Raw genomic sequence first — 19224 nt, forward strand, 5'->3', positions numbered from 1 at the left:
CCGAAAATGCGCGAAACCCGCCGCATCCTGCTGGACGGCAATGTCGTGGACGTCGAGCGACAAGGCGACGAGCTGATCGCGTACGACGGCCGCGCCGTCAAGATCGCCGACGCCGTCCACCTGCCGCCGGTCGTACCCTCGAAGATCGTCTGCGTCCACCTGAACTATCGGTCGCGCGTCGACGAGATGATGACCAAACTTCCGGCCGCGCCGACGTACTTCCACAAGCCGGTCTCCGCGCTCAACGCGCACGACTCGGCGGTGGTGCGGCCGGCCGGGTGCAAGTGGCTCAACTACGAGGGTGAGATCGGCATCGTCATCGGCCGCACCGCCCGCAACATCTCCCCCGCCGACGCCCGCTACTACATCCGCGGCTACACCGTCGCCAACGACTACGGCCTGCACGACTTCCGCGACACCGACGCCGGCTCGATGCTGCGGGTCAAGGGCTCCGACACGCTCTGCCCGCTCGGCCCCGGCATCGTCGAGGGCTGGGACTTCCGCGGCAAGCAGATCCGCACCATCGTCAACGGCGAGGTGCGGCAGGACGGCAACACCGACGAGATGAACTGGGACATGCACTACCTGGTCGCCGACATCGCCCGCACGATCACGCTGCAGCCGGGCGACGTGCTGCTGTCCGGGACGCCGGCCATCTCCCGCACGGTCTACCCGGGCGACGTGGTCGAGGTCGAGGTCGAGGGCCTCGGCACGCTGCGCAACCACATCGTCGAGGGACCGACTCCCATCCGTACGGACGTGGGCGCCCAGCCCACGGAAAGCGAAGAGGTCCTCTCCACCGCCCAGGGCGGCGACTGGGAGTTCCGCGGCATCCGGGCGCCCCGCCGATGATCATCGATGGTGCGGAGAGGGAGTCGACCACCGGCGCCCTCCGGAAGATCGTCACCCCGCGCGACGGCAGCGTCCTGGCCGAGATCCCGTGGGCCGACGTCGCCGACGCCGATGCCGCCGTCGCGGCGGCCCGGCGGGCGTTCGATCACGGGCCCTGGCCCCGGATGGCGGCCCGCGAGCGGGGGGAAATCCTGCTTCACTTCGCGGAGCTCGTCGAGCGGCACCGGGACGAGATCGCCCGGCTGGTCACCCTCGAAATGGGCAAGCCGATCACCTACGCCAACGAGATCGAGCTTCGCGCGCTGATCCGGTGCCTTCGCTTCTACGGCGGGCTCGCCGACAAGACGGCCGGGGAGGCGCCACCGACCGCCGAAGGCGAACTCGCCCTGGTGACCCGGGAACCGGCCGGCGTGGTGGCGGCCGTCGTGCCGTGGAACTTCCCCCTCACGATCGGGGGCTGGAAATTCGCGCCCGCGCTCGCCGCCGGCTGCACCGTCGTGCTCAAGACCGCCGAGCAGTCCCCGCTGTCGATGCAGCGGGTCGCCGCGCTCGGCCTGGAGGCCGGCCTGCCACCAGGGGTGCTCAACGTGCTTTCCGGCGACGGCGCGACCGTAGGCCGCCGCCTGGGCGAGCACCCCGACGTCGACGTGCTCACCTTCACCGGCTCGACCGCGGTCGGACGGCATTTCCTGCGCTACGCCGCCGACAGCAACGTCAAGCGGGTGCACCTCGAACTGGGCGGAAAGTCGCCTAACATCATCTTCCCCGACGCGCCCGACCTGAAGGCGGCCGCCGACACGGCCGCGTGGGCGGTGTTCTTCAACTCCGGCGAGATGTGCACGGCCGGCTCGCGCCTGGTCGTGCACCGTGACATCGCGGACGAGGTGGTCGACCGGATCGCCGAGGCCGCGGCCGGATGGCAGCCGGACGACCCGCTGCTGCCCGCCACCCGGATGGGTCCGCTCGTCGACGAGCGCAGCCTCGACCGCATCCAGGCCCAGCTGGCCCGCGGACTCGAGCAGGGCGCGTCGCTGCGGCTCGGCGGCGACCGCACCGACCGGAGCGGCCCCTACCTGGAGCCCACGGTCGTCACCGGCGCGGCGCGGGACAACATCCTCGTACGGGAAGAGCTCTTTGGTCCTGTTCTTGCGGTGCAGACCTTCGAGGACGAGGAAGAAGCCCTGCGGATCGCGCACGACACCGAATTCGGGCTGGCGGCCGCCGTGTGGACCGCCGATCTCGGCCGGGCGCACCGGATGTCGCGGCGGCTGCGGGCCGGCACGGTGTGGGTCAACTGCTACGAGGAGGGCGACATGACCGTCCCGTTCGGCGGCGTGAAACTTTCCGGCAGCGGGCGGGACAAGTCCGTGCACGCCCTCGACCAGTACACCGACCTCAAGACCACGTGGATCGCGTATGGCTAGGCGCCCGCTCATCGTGATCCCGGCGCGGTTCTCGGCGAGCGCGTCGGCATTGCGTTTCCGGGCGGACGTCAACGCGTACAAGTTGATGGAATCTGTCTTCGAAGCCGGCGGCGAACCGATCACCTTGCACCCCACCTTGCCGGCCGACGACGACGAGGTGCGAAAGCGCATCAACTTCGCGGACGGCGTGCTGCTGCCCGGCGGCGGCGACCTGGCCGCGCATTGGGCCGGGCAGGAGGCCCACGACAGCCAGTACGACGTCGACGAGGTGCAGGACGCCTTCGACCTGGCGGTCGCGCGGGTCGCGCTGGAGGACCGGATGCCGCTGCTGGCGATCTGCCGGGGGCTGCAGGTGGTCAACGTGGCGCGCGGCGGCGACCTGATCCAGGACCTCCCGGACGCGCACCGCAGCGTGCACGTGGTCGGCGATCTGACCGTCTCCTGCTACCACCACCAGGGCGTCGGCCGTCCCGGCAAAGGGTTGCGCGCCATCGCGTACGCGAAAGACGGCACCATCGAAGAGCTAGCGCTCGACGAACATGAGGGCTGGTTCCGGGGTGTTCAGTGGCATCCGGAGGACACCGCCGATACGGACCCGGCTCAAGCCGCCTTGTTCGAGGGACTCATCCGGGCAGCCCGGTCTCCTCGATCGTGGTGACGATCTCGCGCAAGCTGTGCGTCATCGCCCTGGTGTCCCCGCCGGACAGCCGCCCGACCACCTTGGTCTCGATCGCGTTGAACTTGGGGTAGAGCTCCTCCATCAGCGCCCGGCCCTCGTCGGTCAGGTGCAGCTCGACCAGGCGCCGGTCGTCGGTGCGCCCGACCCGCGAGATCCAGCCGCGCGCCTCGAGGGTCTTGGCCACCCCGGTCAGCGTCGCCTTGGAGATCGCGGCGGCCTCGGCGGCGTGCCGCGTCTCCATCCCGTCGAAGATCCAGACCACCCAGAGCACCACCCAGCCGGTCCAGGTCAGGTCGTACGGCCGGAGCAGCTCGTTCCAGATGTACGACCGCACCGCGTTCGCCGCCCGGTAGATGCTGGACACGGCGTGCGCGGCCGCGAAGTCCAGGCCGAGCGATTCGACGTGCTCGCGCATCGCGCGCTCGGTTTCGACGAGGCGGGGGTGGTGGTCGGTCATGGAAACGATCGTACGTTCCGGCGCGCGCGAAACTATTGACACAATCGTTTGGGTCCGTACGATCTGCTGTGACGCCCGGCACAATCACCCTCCCCAAGGAGTTGAGCCCATGCTCTCGGTCGACGCGCACGCCATGGAGGCCGCGCAGGCGGAGCTGAACGCGCAGAACATCGACGTCGTCCGCCTCGCCTACAGCGACCTGATCGGCGCCGAGCGCGGGCGGGACCTGCTGGTGCGCCACTTCGCGCGCACAGTCGGCGACGGCGTGGCGTTCTGCCGCTCGATCTACGGCACTTCCCCGATGGGCGACGTGGTCGACATCGACGGCGGCCTGTCCGCCGGGCTGCCCGACGTGCTCGCCGTGCCCGACCTGTCGACCATCCAGCACGTGCCGTGGGAGCCGGGCGTCGCGCACGTCATCGCCGACGTCTTCAACCCCGACGGCTCCCGCTCCGAGGAGAGCCCGCGCAACGTGCTGCGCCGCGTCATCGATCGGTTCGCGACCCTCGACATGACGCCGATCATCGGTCCCGAGCTCGAGTTCTACGTGTTGGAGGAGAGCGCCGGCGCGCCGAACGGCTGGAAGCGCTACGGCGAGGGCACCGGCAACGTCTACACCGCCGGCCTCAAGGGCGACCCCGAGAACACGCTGCTCGCGTCGCTGCGCAAGCTCGAGGCGTACGGATTGGACGTCGTCGCCGCCAACCACGAGTTCGCCTCCGGCCAGTTCGAGATCAACCTCTGGCACTCCGAGGCCCTCGACGCCGCCGACCGGGCGTTCCGCTTCAAGAACGCCATCCAGGAGCTCGCCCGCATGCAGGGCAAGATGGCGACTTTCATGGCCAAGCCCTTCAACGACGAGGGCGGCTCCGGCTTCCACCTGCACTTCTCCGTCAAATCCAGCGACGGTGGGCACCTGTTCGACGACCCGCAGGGCGAGGACGGGCTGTCCCAGGTCGGACGGTCGGCCATCGCCGGCATCCTGGCCCACGCGCCGGCGATCGCGGCGCTGAACAACCCGACGATCAACTCGTACAAGCGGTTCGGCCCCGACACGCTCGCGCCGTGGCTGATCGACTGGGGTCTGGACAACCGCAGCGCCATGGTCCGCATCCCGCCGGAGCGCGGCCGGGCCGCCCGCCTGGAGCTGCGCCTCGGGGACGCCTCGGCCAACCCGTACCTGGCCATCGCCTCGACCATGGCCGCCGCGTACCTGGGCATCCGCGACAAGCTCGAGCCGCCCGCCAAGCTGGAGGGTTACGGCTATGACGTCACGAAGGCGGCGAAGCTGCCGGGCGACCTGCCGACGGCGATCGCCGCCCTCGAGGCCGACACCGAGCTGGCCGACATGCTGGGTCCGCAGTTCATCGCGACCTTCCTGGCCTACAAGCGCAACGAGCTCGAACGTTTCGCGGCCTGGGTGACCGACTGGGAGTTCCGTGAGTACAGCTACCACCTCTGAGCGCCGCGTCCTGATCGTCCACCACGACCACGTCTCCCCCGCCGGCCCGGTCGCCGACCGCCTCACCGCCCACGGCTGGTCGGTGACCGACCATCTCGTGGTGCCGGCCGCGTCGTTCCACGCGCCCGGCGTGGCGGCGTCGTTCCCCGATTTCGCGAATTTCGACGCGGTCGTGGTGCTCGGCTCGCCGTGGTCGGCCTACGACCATGACCTGATCGGCATCTGGGTGGCGCCCGAGATAGCCCAGCTGCGCGCCGCCGACGCCGCCGGCGTGCCGGTCCTGGGCATCTGCTTCGGCGGCCAGCTCCTGGCGGCGGCACATGGCGGCAGCGTGGCCGCCTCGCCGTCGCCGGAGGTCGGCTGGAGTGACATCGAGACCGACGACGCGTCGCTGGTGCCGCCCGGGCCGTGGTTCCAGTGGCACTACGACCGCTGGACGCTGCCACCGGAGGCTCAGGAGCTGGCGCGCAACGCGGCGGCGTCGCAAGCTTTCGTGTTGCGCCGGAATCTTGCGTTGCAATTCCATCCCGAGCTGACGGCGCCATCGCTCGCGGGCTGGCTCGGCAACGGCGGCGCCGCCCTGGCCGCCTCCCAGGGCATCGACGTACCGTCGCTCATCGAGCGGACAGATCAAGAAGGCCCCGATTCCGTACGGCGTGCGCACGCCCTCGTCGACGGTTTCCTCCAGTTCGTCGCGGGACCGCAACCGATCTGCTCCTGATTTCTACCGCCGTGCAACCGGAGGTAGCGGCGAGCCTGGCTTCCCGTCCTGCTGGTCTGGGTCTTCATGGTCAAGCCCGCGGCTCGGGCGCAGCCGGCAGGGTCCGCTTGCCGCGACGCCGAATCCGCGAATAGCAGTAGGCGACGCCTCGCTGGGCGGGCAGTATGCAAGCGTGAGCCAGGCGACCTTGCGGACTGCCCGCATTCAGCTCGTGCCGCTGTCCGACGAGCATCTCGAGGGTGAGGTCGAGCTCGACGCCGACCCCGAGGTGATGCGCTACCTGGGCCCGCCGCGGCAGCGGGGCGAGGTGGAGCAGTTGCATCGGCGCCGGCTGGCCGCCGCCGGGCGGGTGCCGGGGCTCGGGTTCTGGGCCGGGCTGGTCGACGGGGCGTTCGTCGGCTGGTGGATTCTCGAGCCGCCGGAGCGGGCCGATCAGGGGCCGGTCGACGGGCAGGCCGAGCTGGGCTACCGGCTGTTGCGCCGGTACTGGCGTCAGGGTCTGGGCGGTGAAGGCGCGCGCGAGCTCGTCCGGCACGGCTTCGACGACCTCAGCCTGCGGCGGATCTTCGCCGAGACGATGGCGGTCAACGCGCCGTCGCGGGCCACGATGGCGTCGGCCGGGCTGAGCTACGTGCGCACCTTCCACCCGGACTTCGACGATCCGCTGCCGGGCTCCGAGCAGGGCGAGGTCGAGTACGCGATCACCCGCGAGCAGTGGGCGCTACTCCAGCTCCGCCGCCAGTAGCCGCAGGTTCGACTTGGCGACGTCGAGGACCTGGTCGCCCGAGCCGCTGAGAACCGAGCGGGTGCCCCACAGGGTGAAGCCCTTGATCTGGTCGAAGGTCAGGCCGGGCGGGATCGACAGCTCGTGGCGGACGGTGGTGACGTCGACGACGACCGGGCCGTCGTGGGCGAACGCCTCTTCGAGGGCCGCGTCGATCTTGTCAGGGTGCTCGACGTGGATGCCGTGCAGGCCGATCGAGCGGGCCACCTCGGCGAAGTTCGGGTTGTCAAGGTCGGTGCCGTAGTTGACGTAGCCGTCGGCCTTCATCTCGAGCTCGACGAACGCGAGCGAGCTGTTGTTGAAGACCACGACCTTGACCGGCAGCTTCTGCTGGCGCAGCGTGATGAGCTCGCCGAGCAGCATCGACAGGCCGCCGTCGCCGGAGAGCGCGACCACCTGGCGGCCGGGGTGCGACGCCTGCACGCCCATGGCGAGCGGGAGCGCGTCGGCCATGGTGCCGTGGTTGAACGAGCCGATCAGCCGGCGGCGGCCGTTCATCGTCAGGTAGCGGGCCGCCCACAGGGTCGGGGTGCCGACGTCGGGCAGGAAGACGGCGTCGTCTGCGGCGAGCCGGTCGACCGCGGCGACGAGCGACTGCGGGTGCACCGGACCGCGGGCCCGGCCTTCTTTCGCGACGGCGTCGAAGCGGGCACGCGTACGGCGATAGTGCTTTTTCATGGTGTTGAGGTGCTCGTCGTCGCGGCCGTCGCGCAGCAGCGGCAACAGCGCGGCGATGGTCTTCCGGACGCCGCCCACAAGTGGCACGTCGACCGGATGCCGGCGGCCGATGTTCTCGCCCCGGATGTCGACCTGCACCACCCTCGCGTGCGCGGGATAGAAGGGGCGGTAGGGGAAGTCGGTGCCGAGCATGAGCAGCGTGTCGCAGTGCTCCATCGCGCGGTATCCGGACGGGAAGCCGAGCAGGCCGGTCATGCCGACGTCGTACGGGTTGTCGTACTCGACGAACTCCTTGCCGCGCAGCGCGTGCACGACCGGGGCCTGGAGCCGCCCGGCGATCTGCAGCAGCTCGTCGTGCGCGCCCTGGCACCCCGCCCCGGCCAGGATGGTGACCCGCTGGCCCCGGTTGAGCACGTCGGCCGCGTTCGCCAGGTCGCTGTCGGCGGGGACCGTGATCGACCGGGTGGGCCGGATCGCGGTCACCTTCGCGTCGGTCGCCGCCGCCGCGAACACCTCGCCGGGCACCACGATCACCGCGACGCCCCGCCGCTCGATCGCCGCCCGCATGGCGACCTCGAGCAGCCGCGGCAGCTGCTCGACGTCGCTGACCAGCTCGGCGTAGACACTGCACTCGCGGAACAGGTCCTGCGGGTGGGTCTCCTGGAAGTACGACGAGCCGATCTCGGCGCGCGGGATGTGCGCCGCGATCGCGAGCACGGGCACGCCGCTGCGCTGCGCGTCGAACAGACCGTTGATCAGATGCAGGTTGCCGGGACCGCAGCTGGCCGCGCACACGCCGAGCTGCCCGGTGGTGGCGGCCTCGCCGGCGGCGGCGAACGCGGCGGCCTCCTCGTGGCGCACGTGCTGCCAGGCGATGTCGCCGTCGCGGCGCAGCGCGTCGGTGAGGCCGTTGAGCGAGTCGCCGGGCAGGCCGTAGATGCGGCGCACACCGGAGGCCTTGAGGGTGGCGATCATGTGGTCGGCGACGGTGGTCATGCCTTGCCCTTCGAGGTGAGCGCGAACGCGGCGGCGGTGGTGGTGCCATAGACGAGGTGGGCGCTCAGGTCCTTGGCGAGCGTCTTACGGTCGTACTCCCAGATGTTCTTGTAGAGACCCGCGGCGGGCAGGACCACGTAGCCGCCCGACCAGACCGACGCGCCGAACAGCGGCCCGTACGCGACGCGCGGTTTGCGCAGCGATCCGGCGGCCACGCCGTACGCGGCGCCGTTGGCGATCCCGAACGCCCAGTGGGTGATGTTGTTGACCAGGGCCGCGCTGGAGTCGGGCAGCTTGCGCTGGAACAGGCCCTCGACCAGGCGCCGGCCGACCTGGGCGGGGGCGGGCGCGTCGGCCCAGCTCTTGACGCTCGCCGAGAACTCCCAGTCCTTGAAGCTGTCGGTGCCGCCGCCGCGCCGGTAGCGCAGGTACAGCAAGGTGTCCATCGCCAGCGTGCCGACGGCGCCGGCCAGCAGCCCGCGGGCGATGGCGCCCAACGGCGTGGTCCTTGACATGGTTGGCCCTTTCGGTCGGTCCGGACAGCTGATCGCTGGGACCAGCCTGCCCGGCCGATGCCCGGGCCGCGCCAGTGGAAAACCCGGGACCAGGGTGGCCCGGGGCACGTGTCTAGCGGGCCCGTACCCCGACGATGAGCAGCTCGACGAGGCGCGAGGCCAGCTCCCGCTGACGCTCCTCGGCGGCGATCAGCGTGATGCCGCCCAGGGCCATGAGCAGGTCGTTCGGCTCCAGACCGGCACTGATGCCGGGGCCCTTCAGCAGGGCGGCGATCGTGTCGCGCAGGCGGTCGCGGGTCTCCTGGCGGTCGTCCTCGGAGGTCAGCACCGCGCGCAAACTGTCGCCAAGGCCACGCTTGGTTGCCATGAAGTCGACGAAGCTCTCCATCCAGTCGCGCAGCGCCGGGACGCCGGGGCTGCGGCGGGCGAGGTCGGCGCCGGTGGCGCAGAGGTGGTCGACCTCCTGCCGGTAGACGGCCTCGACCAGCGCCTCGCGGGTCGGGAAGCGGCGATAGACGGTGCCGATGCCGACGCCGGCCTCGCGGGCGATCGCCTTGAGGGAGGCGCCGGTGCCGTCACGCTCGAAGGCGCGGGCCGCCACCTCGAGGACCCGGTCGTAGTTCTCCTGGGCGTCCGCGCGCATGTCGCCTCCATCACTTGCTAACCGGACCGAGGTCCGCTTACTGTAGGACTCAAGCGGACCGGGGTCCGGTTACCACGATAGCAAGGGAAGGTAGTCATGTTCGACGCGAGCTCCACCGCCGCCGAGGTCCTCGCCGGCGTTGATCTGACCGGCGTGCGCGCGATCGTCACCGGGGCGTCGTCGGGGATCGGGCTCGCCACCGCGCGGGCGCTCGCCGAGGCGGGCGCCGAGGTCACGGCGGCCGTGCGGGACACCTCGGCCGGCTTCGACTTCCCGGTGCGGGTCGCGCCGCTCGACCTGGCGGACCAGGGATCGGTGCGCCGCTTCGTCGCGGGGTGGGAGGGCCCACTGCAAATCCTGGTCAACAACGCCGGCGTCATGGCAACACCTTTGACGCGTACGCGTGAGGGGTGGGAAATGCAGTTCGCCACCAACCACCTGGGGCATTTCGCACTGGCGCTGGGCCTGCACGACGCCATGGTCCCCGGCGCGCGAGTGGTGTCGGTCAGCTCGGTCGGCCACGTCAACGGCGAGGTGCTCTTCGACGACCCCAACTTCGAGCGGCACCCGTACGACGCGTGGGCCGCCTACAGCCAGTCGAAGACCGCCAACATCCTCTTCGCCGTCGAGGCCGCGAAGCGCTGGGCGCCCGACCGGATCGCGGTCAACGCGCTCAACCCGGGCCGCATCTGGGGCACCAGCCTCGGCCGCCACATGGAGACCCCGCCCGACTCGTTCGACCCCTCCGGCGCCACCGGCGTCTCGGTGAAGACCGTCGAGCAGGGGGCCGCGACCTCCGTGCTGCTGGCCGCGTCACCGCTGGTGGCGGGCGTGACCGGCCGCTACTACGAGGACTGCCAGGTGGCGGTGCCCTACACGCCGGGGGTGCGGCGTGGCGTCGCCGATTACGCTCTGGACCCGGCTAAGGCCGCGCGGCTCTGGGAGCTGTCGCTCGACCTGATGCATTGAGCCACTTGCCGAACTCGTCCGGCGTGCGGACGCCGTGCTCCAGCACCGCCGTATAGATGTCGAAGCCGCCCACCTCGTCCGGATACTCCGGGCGGCGATGCCACACCTCCTTGATCCGCAGGATCGTCATCCGCTGCGATGCGGTCAGCTCGTCCCGCAGCCGCCGGTGGTACTCCGTCACGTTGGCGTGGTCGTCGTGCAGCCACACCGACAGGTCGACCCGCCACTCCTCCACGCTCAACGTGACGTGGAAGCGCTCGTCCCGCCGCTCCCCCGTGGGCGAGCGCTCGCCGCGCTCGTCCGCACACGCGAAGCCGGTCAGCCCCGCCAGGCCGGCCGCCCGCTCGAGAAGTCCCAGCACGTCCCGCACCGCGAACCCGGGCCCGCCCAGCGTCATCACGTCGAGATCCCGCCACACCATCAGCCCCGACACGAAACTGCCGGTCGGCATCAGCTCCTCCCCCAGCACGCCGAGCCGGCCGAGCAGTTCCGCGCCGGACGCCTGCAGATCCGCCTGCCGAGCGAGAAGGTCCATGAGGGTAAGGACAGCACCACTCCGGATCGGGGGGAAGGCCGGACTGACTCGGCGCCCGGTATTTCTTAGCGTCGATCCATGAGAAGAATGCTGAGTTCGAGCATCGCGGGGGCGCTCATCGCAACGTCGCTCGCGGTGGCCGCGACACCGGCCACAGCGGCGACCGGCCGGCTGGTCTCGGTCACCGCTCTGCACACGTACGCCACCCGGGCCGACGTCGACGCGGCGCTGACCGCCGACAAGTTCGATCCGGGGACCGACCGCTACGGGGTGCGCACCTACCGGCTCGTCTACCGGACCACCGACGCGACCGGGCATCCGACCACGGCGAGCGGCCTCGTCGCGCTACCCATCAACAACCGGAGGCAGCTCCGGACCATCTCGTTCGGGCACGGCACCGAGATCTTCAAGGGCGACGCACCGTCCACGTCGGACGACGTCTTCCTGATCGGGCCCGCGCTGACCTTCGCCTCGGCCGGCTTCGCCGCGGTCGCGCCCGACTACCTCGGACTCGGCGAAGGGCCGGGTCCGCACCCTTGGATGGACGTGCCGTCCGAGACCACGGCCTCACTCGATCTGCTGCGCGCGGCGCGGACGTTCGCCGACCGGCAGGGACGGCAGCTGACCCGCGACGTCTACGTCTCCGGCTTCTCGCAGGGCGCTTCGGCCGCCCTCGGACTGGCCCGGGCGTTGCAGTCGGGGACCGACCCGTGGTTCCGCGCCGCCGCGGTCGCCCCGATCAGCGGCGCCTACGACTTCCGCCACGCCGCGATCCCGTCGCTGTTCACCCCCGCGGTGCACCCGCTGCTGGCCAGCGCTTACACCACCTACCTGCTGACCGCCTTCGACCGGCTGCACGACATCTACCCCTACCCGGGTTACGTCTTCCGGCAGCCGTACGCCGGCCTGCCCTCGCTCTTTGATGGCACCCACACCGGCGAGGAAGTCCTCGGCGCCCTGCCCGCCACCATCGACGACCTGCTGACCCCGGCCGGCAAGGCCATGCTGCTGCACCCGACCGGCCGGTTCGCCGACGCGCTCGCCGAGCTGGACAGCGTCTGCACCAACTGGACGCCGCGCATGCCCGTGCGGCTCTACTACAGCCCCGGCGACGAGGAGGCGGTCAACGCCAACACCGAGCACTGCCACGCCACCCTGCCCAGCCGCATGGTCGACGCAGGCGTCAACACCGACTACAACGGCTTCGTCCACGAGGGTTCGGAGGTCCTCTCCGTCCCCCAGGTGACCCGCTGGTTCACCCAGCTGAGCAGCTGACCTTCCTAGGGCCGGGCCCGCGTCGCCGGTCGGCGGCGCGGGCACCCGTCACCAACTGCCCTGGAAGAACGCCACCAGGGCCGGCTCCGGGTTCGCCGCGGTCGAGATGTTCGCCGCCACGACGAGGGCCAGGAGCAGCGACCAGGCCGCGGCCAGCACGCCGAAGGACCTCAGCACCCTCCGCCCGGACCGATCGGCGCGACGCGCCCGCATGAACGCCACCACGCCGGCCGCCAGCGAGGCGATCAGCACCAGCACGCCGACCGCGGCCAGCGCCCAGTGGTACCGGCCGAAGTCGCTGACCATCGTCGCGAACGCGGGCCGGTTCTGCCCGCCGGTCGCCAGGCCGCCGTGCAACATCGGCAGCAGCGACGAGAACGGCGCGAACGCACCCTGGACGTTCGCCATGACCACGACGACCGCGAACATCCCGAGCATCGTAACCAGGACACCGCCCGCCGCGAGCCCACCGCGGCGCCGGTCGGCCCGCACGAAGGCCGTCCAGAGCCGTACGCCGAGCGCGACGAGCACGGCCAGCAGCAGCGCGGCGATCACCGCCCTGATGACGTGGAAGCGGAACCAGTAGTCGACCACCTGCTGCAGCTCCGGGGACAGGCTCCGGCCGCCGGCCCGCCAGTAGTCGACGAAGGCCTGGTCGAGGGCGGCGCTGAGCTCGCGTTGACCCGCGTAGCCGGCACCGCCGACCCCGGCCAGCGGCGGGGGCGCCACGAAGAGGGCGACCCCGAGGACCGCGGCGATCGCGCTCAGCGCGGCAATTGCGCGTTTCTTGAACAGCGACATCGCCCGATCGTCACACACCGCATCAACCCAGTCGCCAATATCGTGGTGAGCTGTCGCCGACCCGACCATCCGGATTTGCGGGAATGTCTACCGTGGAGGCCTCATTCTGCTCGGACCGGAGGCGTCGGATGTCCGCGTCGGCTAAGAAATTCATAGGGTTCCTGGGTGCGCTGCTGGTGACCGCGGGGGTGGCGGCGACCATCGGGGGGATGTTCATGGGAAAGGACATCAATTCGGTGGGACTGGCGTCGATCTTCATCGCCGGAATCGGGCTCGTCTACGCGGGCATATTCGGCCTGCTGCCCGAGGAGATCGGAATCGGCGACAAGGGAAAGATCAAACTGCAGGCGGCGGCCGATGCGGTGAAGACGGTCAAGGAGTCCACCAATTCGGAGGCGGCGGCGATCGCCCAGTCTCCGGAGCTGCTGAAGAACGTGATCGCGGCGACGGATGAGTCGGAAGCGTCGGCCGTGGTCGAGGGTGCGCTGAAGCAGCTCGTGGAGAGGATGCCGGCGACCGCGGACGTGCTCAAGACGGTCAGCTGACACGGCGCCAGGGCGCTGTCAGGGCCGTATCAGCGCCCTGTGCGCCCGATGTCAGCGCCCCGCCGCACGCTTCCTTCCGAAGACAAGGAAGGGAGCGACATCATGAGCGATCTCGTGGTACGTGCGGAGGGGCTCCGCAAGCGATTCGGGACGACGCAGGCGCTCGACGGGGTGGACCTCGCCATGCGCCGCGGCACCGTGCTGGGCGTGCTCGGGCCCAACGGCGCCGGCAAGACCACCGCGGTACGGGTGCTGGCCACGCTGCTGCGGCCCGACGCGGGACACGCCGAGGTGGCCGGCATCGACGTGCTGCGCGAGCCGCAGCGGGTGCGCCGCCGGATCGGGCTGACCGGGCAGTACGCCAGCGTCGACGAGGACCTGACCGGCACCCAGAACCTGGTGCTGATCGGCCTGCTGCTCGACCTGACGACCAAGGACGCGAAGAAGCGCGCGGCCGAGCTGCTCGCCTGGTTCGACCTCACCGAGGCCGCGGGCCGGCCCGCCAAGACGTACTCGGGTGGCATGCGCCGCCGGCTCGACCTGGCCGCGAGCCTGGTCGGCCACCCCGAGGTGATCTTCCTGGACGAGCCGACCACCGGCCTCGACCCGGCCAAGCGCGAGGACATGTGGGGCGTCGTGCGCACCCAGGTCACCCAGGGTTCCAGCGTGCTGCTGACCACGCAGTACCTGGAGGAGGCGGACGCCCTCGCCGACGAGATCGTGGTGATCAACAAGGGGCGCGTGATCGCGCACGACACCCCCGACGGGCTCAAGCGCCGCGTCGGCGGCCTGACCCTTCGCGTACGCCCGGCGGACCCGGCCCGGCTCGGCGACGCCATGGCCGTGCTCAACGCGGTGGCTTCCCCCGGCACCCAGGCCAGCGCGGACACCGCCGCCGGGGCCCGTCCGGGCGCGGTCTCGGTGCCGGTGGCCGACGACACCGCCCTCGACCACGCCGTGCCGGCCCTGCGCCGCGCCGGCATCGAGGTCATCGAGCTGGGTCTCGACCTGCCCAGCCTCGACGAGGTCTTCCACGCCCTGACCGGCGACACCGACACCACCGAGGCCAAGGAGGCTGAGCTCGTATGACCACCCTCGACGTACCCGTGCGCCCCATCTCCGCCGACATCGACAAGCCCCGGGGCGGCGCGCTCGCCGCGCTGGTCAGGCACAGCGTGGCGCTCGCGCGCCGAAGTTTGATCAAGACATTGCGTACGCCCGAGGCGCTGATCGACGTGACGCTGCAGCCGGTGATCTTCCTGCTGCTGTTCACCTACCTGCTCGGCGGCGCCATCTCCGGCGGCGACCGGGCCGGCTACCTGCAGTTCCTGCTGCCCGGCATGCTCGCCCAGTCGCTCGCCATGGGCGGCATCGCGCTCGGCCAGAACCTCAACGCCGACATCGAGAAGGGCGTCTTCGACCGGTTCCGCTCGCTGCCGGTGGCCCGCTCCGCGCCGCTGGTCGGCGCGGTCGCCGCCGACGTCGTCCGCTACCTGACCGTCTGCCTGGTCATGCTGGGCTTCGGCTACGTGATGGGCTTCCGGGTCGAGACCGGCTTCCTGCCGGCCGTCGCCGCGGTCGCCCTGGCGATCGGGTTCGGCCTGTGCTTCTGCTGGATCTCGGTCTGGGTCGGCATGCTCGTGCGCACCTCGGGCGCCGTGCAGGGCGTGATGTTCCTGCTGGTCTTCCCGCTGTCGTTCGGCAGCAACGTGTTCGTCGCGACCGACACGCTACCCGGCTGGCTGCAGGGCTTCGTGCACGTCAACCCGATCACACCGCTGGTCGGCACGATCCGCGGCCTGCTCGTCGGCGGGCCGGTGGCCGGGCACCTGTTCTGGACCCTGGTCTGGATGGCCGGCCTGCTGGTGGTCTTCGTCCCCCTCGCGCTCCGGGCCTACTCCAGGCGCGCCTAATGAAGGTCGAGATCCGGCGCCGGCAGCGCCTCCTGACGCAGCCGCGCCGGATCGACCTGGGTCAAGGCCGTCTTTCCGTCCAGCTTCCAACCCATCTCGTACGCGTCGGCGAAGCCGTCCTCGCCGAGCGCGCGACGACCGCTCTCGACCAGTTCGTGCACCATCGGCTCGGTCATGTCGTGGGTGCCGCGCAACCGGGACGCCGCACCCAGCAGCCGGGCGGCGTCCCGATGCCGTCCCCGCAGGGCGGCCAGTCCCGCCGCGGACACCGCCACCAGCGACAGGATCGGCATGTCCTTGCTCTCGACGGCCGCCGCGTAGGCCGGGCCGAGGGCCTTCTCGGCGCCGTCCGCATCGCCCAGCTTGAGGGCGAGCCCGGCCCGGACGCTGCCCACCAGGGCCCGGCCGTGGTCGCCGGCGAACGGCATCCCGCTGTTCATGCCCTCCTCGGCGAGCTCGATCAGCTCCGTCGCCCGGTCCAGGTCACCGATGCGCACCCACAGGCCGGCCTCGAGCGCGTCGACCAGGATGATCATCTCGGGCGAGGCGGAGCGCAGCGCCCGCTCCCGGGCCACGGTGATCATCTCGACGGCCTCGGGCACCTCGCCCCGGCGCAGCTGCAGGTCGATCCAGCGCAGGTCGATGAAGATCTCGTCGCTGAGGCTGAGCGAGCCGAACTCGCGGGCCAGCGATCGTGCCCGGCGCAGGTCGGTCAGCGCGCCGTCCAGGTCGCCGTCGTACTGCCGCAGCTGGGCGCGCATCGGCAGCGCGGTGGCCATCCCCCAGCGGTCGCCGACCTGTTCGAACGCCTCCAGCGCGCCGGCCACGTCGTGCCGTACCTGATCGACGTCGCCGTTGTTCTCGGCGAACTGGGCCCGGAACATCTGCGCGAGCCCGGCCAGCCACGGATCCGGCCCCTCGACGATGCGCTGGATGATCGCCAGCGACGCCTCGGCCTGCTCCAGGAACGCGAGCGTCACCGCCGTCAGCGCGCCGGCCAGACCGGGCAGCTCGGGGTGGGAGGTCAGCCGCGCCGCGAGCGCCCGCAGCTCGTCCTCGCGCTTGCGGCCATCCTCGCCCATCGCGGCTCCACGGCTGCCGATCTGGTTGAGGAGCAGCACGGCCATCGCACAGTCCCGGTCCAGCGACGACGTCGCTCCCCCCGGCACGGCGAGGGCCTCGCCCAGCCAGTAAGCGGCGTCGGCGTGCCGGCCGAACATCTGCCAGAACCAGGCCAGGCTCAGCGACAGCGCGACCGCGCCGTCCCCGTCGCCGGCGTCGCAGAGGTGGCGCAGGGCGGCGAGCGCGTTGTCGTACTCCGCGCGCAGAACATGCAACGCGCCGATCTGCCCCCGGCCGCGCAGCTGCGGGTCGTACCGGGCCACCAGCGCGGCGAAGTAGCGGGCCGCCGCGTCCCGGACCTCGTTCTCGCTTCCGGCCAGCCGCGTGATGCCGTACTCCCGCAACGTCTCCAGCATCCGGTAGCGGCCCGGATCGGGCGCCAGCTGCAGCAGCGACTTGTCGACCAGGGCGGCCAGCAGATCGGGAATCTCGGCCGCGGGCAAGTCGCCGCACAATGCGACCGCTGACGCCTCGGTGACGCCGCCCGGCAGCACCGAAATGCGCTCGGCGACGGTCCGCTCGTCGTCGCTCAGCAGGTCCCAGCTCCACGCGATCACCGCGCGTAGCGTGCGGTGCCGCGGGTAGGCCGTGCGACTGCCCGTCGTGAGCAGCCGGAAACGGTCGGACAGCCCGTCGGCGAGCTCGGCCAGCGACAGCGTGCGGAGCCGGGCCGCGGCAAGCTCCAGCGCGAGAGGCATGCCGTCCAGTCCCCGTACGATCCGAATGATGTCACCGAGAGTGCCCGCCTCGATGTCGAAGCCCGGCCGCACGGCCGCGGCCCGCTCGGTGAACAGGCGCACCGACGCCGTCCGCCGCGCCTCCTCGACGGTGTCGTCGGGCTCGGGCAGCGTCAGCGGGCCGAGCGGCACCAGCGCTTCCCCGTCCACCGCGAGCGGCTCCCGGCTGGTCGTCAGCACCCGCAACTCGGAACACCGCGGCAGCAGCGCCGCGATCAGATGCGCGACCGCGTCGATCAGGTGCTCACAGTTGTCGACGAGCAGCAGGCTCTCCCGCCCGTTGAGCTCGTCGACCAGCACGTCGATCTCGTCACCCTCGAGCTTGAGCCGCCCCGACGTCTCGAACAGAGCCGCCCCGCGCAGCCCGATCGCCGCCATCAGCGCCGCGCCCACTTTTGCCGGCTCGGTCACCGAGGAGAGGTCGATCAGCCAGACCCCGTCCCGGAACTCATGACGCCGCCGCCGCGCGGCCTCCAGCGCAAGCCGCGTCTTGCCCGCCCCACCCGGCCCGACGACCGTGACCAGCCGCCCCGCCGCGAGCGAGGTGTCGATCCGCGCGAGGTCGTCGTCCCGCCCGATGAAGCTCGTCAGCGACGCCGGCAAATTGCTCCGCGGCAGCTTGCCCGCGCCCGGCTTCACCAGCGTCTGCGACTCCGACGCCCCCGGCTCCGACGAATCGCGCTCCGACGCCTCCCGCCCGGGCCTTCCCTGCTGCGGTTCTCCCTCCTGCGACGTTCCCCGCTGCGGCGTTCCCCGCTGCGCCGCTCCCCGCTGCGGCGTTCCCCGCTGCGCCGCTCCCCGCTGCGCCGCTCCCCGCTGCGGCGTTCCCCGCCCGGGCTCCTCGCCCGCGGTTCGCTCGCGCGCGAGCTCCTCCTCCGGCCCGCGGAGCAGCCGCAGGTGTCGCTCGCGCAGCGCCCCGCCCGGGTCCACCCCGAGCCGGTCGGCGAGATCCTCGCGAACCCGCTCATACAGCGCGAGGGCCTCGGCTTGGCGGCCCTGCGCCGCGAGCGCGTCCATGAGCAGCGCCGCCGCCCGCTCGTCGACCGGATGTTCGGCCAGCAGCTCGGTCAACCGGCTGGCCGCGGCCGCCGGCCGGCCGAGCGCCAACTCGGCCTCGGCCAGATCCGCCCGCGCCTCGGTATCGGCCTGCCCGAGCCGGGTCGCCACCCCCGGCGCCACCGCCGCGATCACCGCCGGCTCGCCGCCGGGCTGCCCTGCCCAGCACGCCACCGCTTCGCTCAGCAGCTCCGCCGCGCCCGCCGGGTCGCCGCCGCGCAGCCGCTCCCGCCCATCGGCGGCCAGCCGCTCGAAGCGCAGCGCGTCCACGTCTTCCCGCGCCACATCCAGCCGGTAGCCGCCGTCGGTCTGCACCACCGCCCCCGCCGCGCCCAGCATCTTGCGCAGCCGCGACACCAGCGACTGCAGCGCGTTGGCCGGCTCCCCCGGCCTCTCCTCGGGCCACAACGCGTCCACCAGCGTCCCCGGCTCGACTGCGCTCCCACCCGCCAGCGCCAGCCGCACCAGCAGCCCGCGCACCCGCGCCCCCGGAACCGGCACGGCGGTGTCCCCCCGGCAGACCGCGAAGGCGCCGAGCAGCGTCACCCGCAGCCGCACACCCACGTCCCCGTCACCGCCCACATGCCGATCCTCTCGCGCACATGCTCGCGCGCCCAACCCGCCCCGGCCCCATCCCCTCTCAGCGTCGTCACAGCCCGCCCGCGGCCCAGCGTCGTCACAGCCCCCGCGGGCCCGGGGCAGCGTCGCCACAACCCGCTTGCGGCCCAGCCTCGTCACAGCCCGCCCGAGCCCGGGGTCAGCGTCGTCACAGCCCGCCCGAAGCCGGGGGGTCAGCGTCGTCACAGCCCGCCCGAAGCCGGGGGTCAGCGTCGTCACAGCCCGCCTGGGGGCCTGGAGGATGAAGCAGCCCCGAGCATCAGCGCACGCGGACCGAGGCGGCGGCACAGCGCAGGCCCTCAGCCCCGCGGCCCGAGGCAGCCGGCGCCACGCAGGGCCTCAGGCCCGGAGCCCGGGGCGGACGGCGCAGCGCAGGGCGTCAACCCCGGCCCGAGGCCGGCCGCGCTGTTCATGGCGTCAGCGTCCGCGATCGGAGGCGGGC

18 protein-coding genes are annotated in these 19224 nt (G+C 71.7%); 11 read left to right on the forward strand and 7 right to left on the reverse strand.

Annotation, left to right across the window (positions count from 1 at the left end; translation table 11 throughout):
- Positions 1-6 precede the first annotated feature (6 nt).
- From ACQPZX_RS31005 to ACQPZX_RS31015, 3 genes are read left to right on the forward strand one after another with little or no spacing between them, the layout of a single operon-like run.
- Positions 7-852, forward strand: coding sequence for a fumarylacetoacetate hydrolase family protein (locus ACQPZX_RS31005; protein WP_433362824.1), 846 nt, complete (start codon positions 7-9; stop codon positions 850-852).
- Positions 849-2276 (forward strand): aldehyde dehydrogenase family protein, encoded by a 1428-nt coding sequence (locus tag ACQPZX_RS31010; protein ID WP_433362827.1) that lies wholly within the window; start codon positions 849-851, stop codon positions 2274-2276. The genes ACQPZX_RS31005 and ACQPZX_RS31010 overlap by 4 nt, the downstream gene beginning before the upstream one ends.
- A complete protein-coding gene (locus ACQPZX_RS31015) occupies positions 2269-2934 on the forward strand; it encodes a gamma-glutamyl-gamma-aminobutyrate hydrolase family protein (protein WP_433362830.1) in 666 nt (221 codons plus the stop codon). Before ACQPZX_RS31010 ends, ACQPZX_RS31015 begins: the two co-directional genes overlap by 8 nt.
- Here ACQPZX_RS31015 and ACQPZX_RS31020 read toward each other — a convergent pair.
- Positions 2900-3412 carry a MarR family winged helix-turn-helix transcriptional regulator gene (locus tag ACQPZX_RS31020; protein WP_433362833.1) on the reverse strand — a complete coding sequence of 171 codons (513 nt, stop codon included), beginning with the start codon at positions 3410-3412 and terminating at the stop codon, positions 2900-2902. The genes ACQPZX_RS31015 and ACQPZX_RS31020 overlap by 35 nt on opposite strands.
- A gap of 109 nt (positions 3413-3521) precedes the next feature.
- On the opposite strand from ACQPZX_RS31020, the gene ACQPZX_RS31025 reads away from it, so the two are divergent.
- From ACQPZX_RS31025 to ACQPZX_RS31035, 3 genes are all read left to right on the forward strand, one after another.
- On the forward strand, positions 3522-4874 hold the full coding sequence (locus ACQPZX_RS31025; protein ID WP_433362836.1) for a glutamine synthetase family protein: 1353 nt from the start codon (positions 3522-3524) through the stop codon (positions 4872-4874).
- A complete protein-coding gene (locus ACQPZX_RS31030) occupies positions 4852-5595 on the forward strand; it encodes a type 1 glutamine amidotransferase (protein WP_433362839.1) in 744 nt (247 codons plus the stop codon). The genes ACQPZX_RS31025 and ACQPZX_RS31030 overlap by 23 nt, the downstream gene beginning before the upstream one ends.
- Positions 5596-5767: 172 nt before the next feature.
- A complete protein-coding gene (locus ACQPZX_RS31035) occupies positions 5768-6340 on the forward strand; it encodes a GNAT family N-acetyltransferase (RefSeq protein WP_433362841.1) in 573 nt (190 codons plus the stop codon).
- On the opposite strand, the gene poxB is transcribed toward ACQPZX_RS31035, so the two are convergent.
- From poxB to ACQPZX_RS31050, 3 genes are all read right to left on the reverse strand, one after another.
- Positions 6317-8053, reverse strand: coding sequence for a ubiquinone-dependent pyruvate dehydrogenase (gene poxB / locus ACQPZX_RS31040; RefSeq protein ID WP_433362844.1), 1737 nt, complete (start codon positions 8051-8053; stop codon positions 6317-6319). The two genes, ACQPZX_RS31035 and poxB, sit on opposite strands and share 24 nt — an antisense overlap.
- Complete coding sequence (locus ACQPZX_RS31045) at positions 8050-8568, reverse strand: hypothetical protein (protein ID WP_433362847.1); 519 nt, start codon at positions 8566-8568, stop codon at positions 8050-8052. Before ACQPZX_RS31045 ends, poxB begins: the two co-directional genes overlap by 4 nt.
- Positions 8569-8680: 112 nt before the next feature.
- A complete protein-coding gene (locus ACQPZX_RS31050; RefSeq protein ID WP_433362850.1) occupies positions 8681-9211 on the reverse strand; it encodes a TetR/AcrR family transcriptional regulator in 531 nt (176 codons plus the stop codon).
- A gap of 96 nt (positions 9212-9307) precedes the next feature.
- Between ACQPZX_RS31050 and ACQPZX_RS31055 the strand changes: the two genes are divergently transcribed.
- Positions 9308-10180: an SDR family NAD(P)-dependent oxidoreductase gene (locus ACQPZX_RS31055; protein ID WP_433362852.1), complete on the forward strand. Its 873-nt coding sequence runs from the start codon at positions 9308-9310 to the stop codon at positions 10178-10180.
- Here ACQPZX_RS31055 and ACQPZX_RS31060 read toward each other — a convergent pair.
- Positions 10134-10715, reverse strand: coding sequence for a hypothetical protein (locus tag ACQPZX_RS31060; protein WP_433362855.1), 582 nt, complete (start codon positions 10713-10715; stop codon positions 10134-10136). The genes ACQPZX_RS31055 and ACQPZX_RS31060 overlap by 47 nt on opposite strands.
- 78 nt (positions 10716-10793) lie before the next feature.
- On the opposite strand from ACQPZX_RS31060, the gene ACQPZX_RS31065 reads away from it, so the two are divergent.
- The gene (locus tag ACQPZX_RS31065; RefSeq protein ID WP_433362858.1) at positions 10794-11990 is read left to right on the forward strand and encodes an alpha/beta hydrolase family protein; all 1197 of its coding nucleotides are present in this window, start codon (positions 10794-10796) and stop codon (positions 11988-11990) included.
- 48 nt (positions 11991-12038) lie between these two features.
- Here ACQPZX_RS31065 and ACQPZX_RS31070 read toward each other — a convergent pair whose 3' ends face one another.
- Positions 12039-12791: a hypothetical protein gene (locus ACQPZX_RS31070; protein WP_433362861.1), complete on the reverse strand. Its 753-nt coding sequence runs from the start codon at positions 12789-12791 to the stop codon at positions 12039-12041.
- Positions 12792-12919: 128 nt separating this feature from the next.
- Between ACQPZX_RS31070 and ACQPZX_RS31075 the strand changes: the two genes are divergently transcribed.
- The 3 genes from ACQPZX_RS31075 (at position 12920) to ACQPZX_RS31085 (ending at position 15249) form a co-directional block, all read left to right on the forward strand.
- Positions 12920-13336, forward strand: a complete 417-nt coding sequence (locus ACQPZX_RS31075) for a hypothetical protein (RefSeq protein WP_433362864.1) — start codon at positions 12920-12922, stop codon at positions 13334-13336.
- Positions 13337-13438: 102 nt separating this feature from the next.
- Positions 13439-14425, forward strand: a complete 987-nt coding sequence (locus tag ACQPZX_RS31080; RefSeq protein ID WP_433362867.1) for an ATP-binding cassette domain-containing protein — start codon at positions 13439-13441, stop codon at positions 14423-14425.
- Positions 14422-15249, forward strand: a complete 828-nt coding sequence (locus ACQPZX_RS31085; protein ID WP_433362870.1) for an ABC transporter permease — start codon at positions 14422-14424, stop codon at positions 15247-15249. The genes ACQPZX_RS31080 and ACQPZX_RS31085 overlap by 4 nt, the downstream gene beginning before the upstream one ends.
- Here the strand turns inward: ACQPZX_RS31085 and ACQPZX_RS31090 are convergent.
- On the reverse strand, positions 15246-18746 hold the full coding sequence (locus tag ACQPZX_RS31090; protein ID WP_433362873.1) for an AfsR/SARP family transcriptional regulator: 3501 nt from the start codon (positions 18744-18746) through the stop codon (positions 15246-15248). The genes ACQPZX_RS31085 and ACQPZX_RS31090 overlap by 4 nt on opposite strands.
- Positions 18747-19224: the final 478 nt, after the last annotated feature.

Source organism: Actinoplanes sp. CA-142083 (assembly GCF_050942195.1).
Taxonomy (GTDB): Bacteria; Actinomycetota; Actinomycetes; order Mycobacteriales; family Micromonosporaceae; genus Actinoplanes.

Bases quoted from the DNA above. Each gene is read 5' to 3' on its own strand.
- ACQPZX_RS31005 (WP_433362824.1), top strand. From the start codon at position 7: ATGCGCGAAACCCGCCGCATCCTGCTGGACGGCAATGTCGTGGACGTC.
- ACQPZX_RS31010 (WP_433362827.1), top strand. From the start codon at position 849: ATGATCATCGATGGTGCGGAGAGGGAGTCGACCACCGGCGCCCTCCGG.
- ACQPZX_RS31015 (WP_433362830.1), top strand. From the start codon at position 2,269: ATGGCTAGGCGCCCGCTCATCGTGATCCCGGCGCGGTTCTCGGCGAGC.
- ACQPZX_RS31020 (WP_433362833.1), bottom strand. From the start codon at position 3,412: ATGACCGACCACCACCCCCGCCTCGTCGAAACCGAGCGCGCGATGCGC.
- ACQPZX_RS31025 (WP_433362836.1), top strand. From the start codon at position 3,522: ATGCTCTCGGTCGACGCGCACGCCATGGAGGCCGCGCAGGCGGAGCTG.
- poxB (WP_433362844.1), bottom strand. From the start codon at position 8,053: ATGACCACCGTCGCCGACCACATGATCGCCACCCTCAAGGCCTCCGGT.
- ACQPZX_RS31045 (WP_433362847.1), bottom strand. From the start codon at position 8,568: ATGTCAAGGACCACGCCGTTGGGCGCCATCGCCCGCGGGCTGCTGGCC.
- ACQPZX_RS31050 (WP_433362850.1), bottom strand. From the start codon at position 9,211: ATGCGCGCGGACGCCCAGGAGAACTACGACCGGGTCCTCGAGGTGGCG.
- ACQPZX_RS31055 (WP_433362852.1), top strand. From the start codon at position 9,308: ATGTTCGACGCGAGCTCCACCGCCGCCGAGGTCCTCGCCGGCGTTGAT.
- ACQPZX_RS31060 (WP_433362855.1), bottom strand. From the start codon at position 10,715: ATGGACCTTCTCGCTCGGCAGGCGGATCTGCAGGCGTCCGGCGCGGAA.
- ACQPZX_RS31065 (WP_433362858.1), top strand. From the start codon at position 10,794: ATGAGAAGAATGCTGAGTTCGAGCATCGCGGGGGCGCTCATCGCAACG.
- ACQPZX_RS31070 (WP_433362861.1), bottom strand. From the start codon at position 12,791: ATGTCGCTGTTCAAGAAACGCGCAATTGCCGCGCTGAGCGCGATCGCC.
- ACQPZX_RS31075 (WP_433362864.1), top strand. From the start codon at position 12,920: ATGTCCGCGTCGGCTAAGAAATTCATAGGGTTCCTGGGTGCGCTGCTG.
- ACQPZX_RS31080 (WP_433362867.1), top strand. From the start codon at position 13,439: ATGAGCGATCTCGTGGTACGTGCGGAGGGGCTCCGCAAGCGATTCGGG.
- ACQPZX_RS31085 (WP_433362870.1), top strand. From the start codon at position 14,422: ATGACCACCCTCGACGTACCCGTGCGCCCCATCTCCGCCGACATCGAC.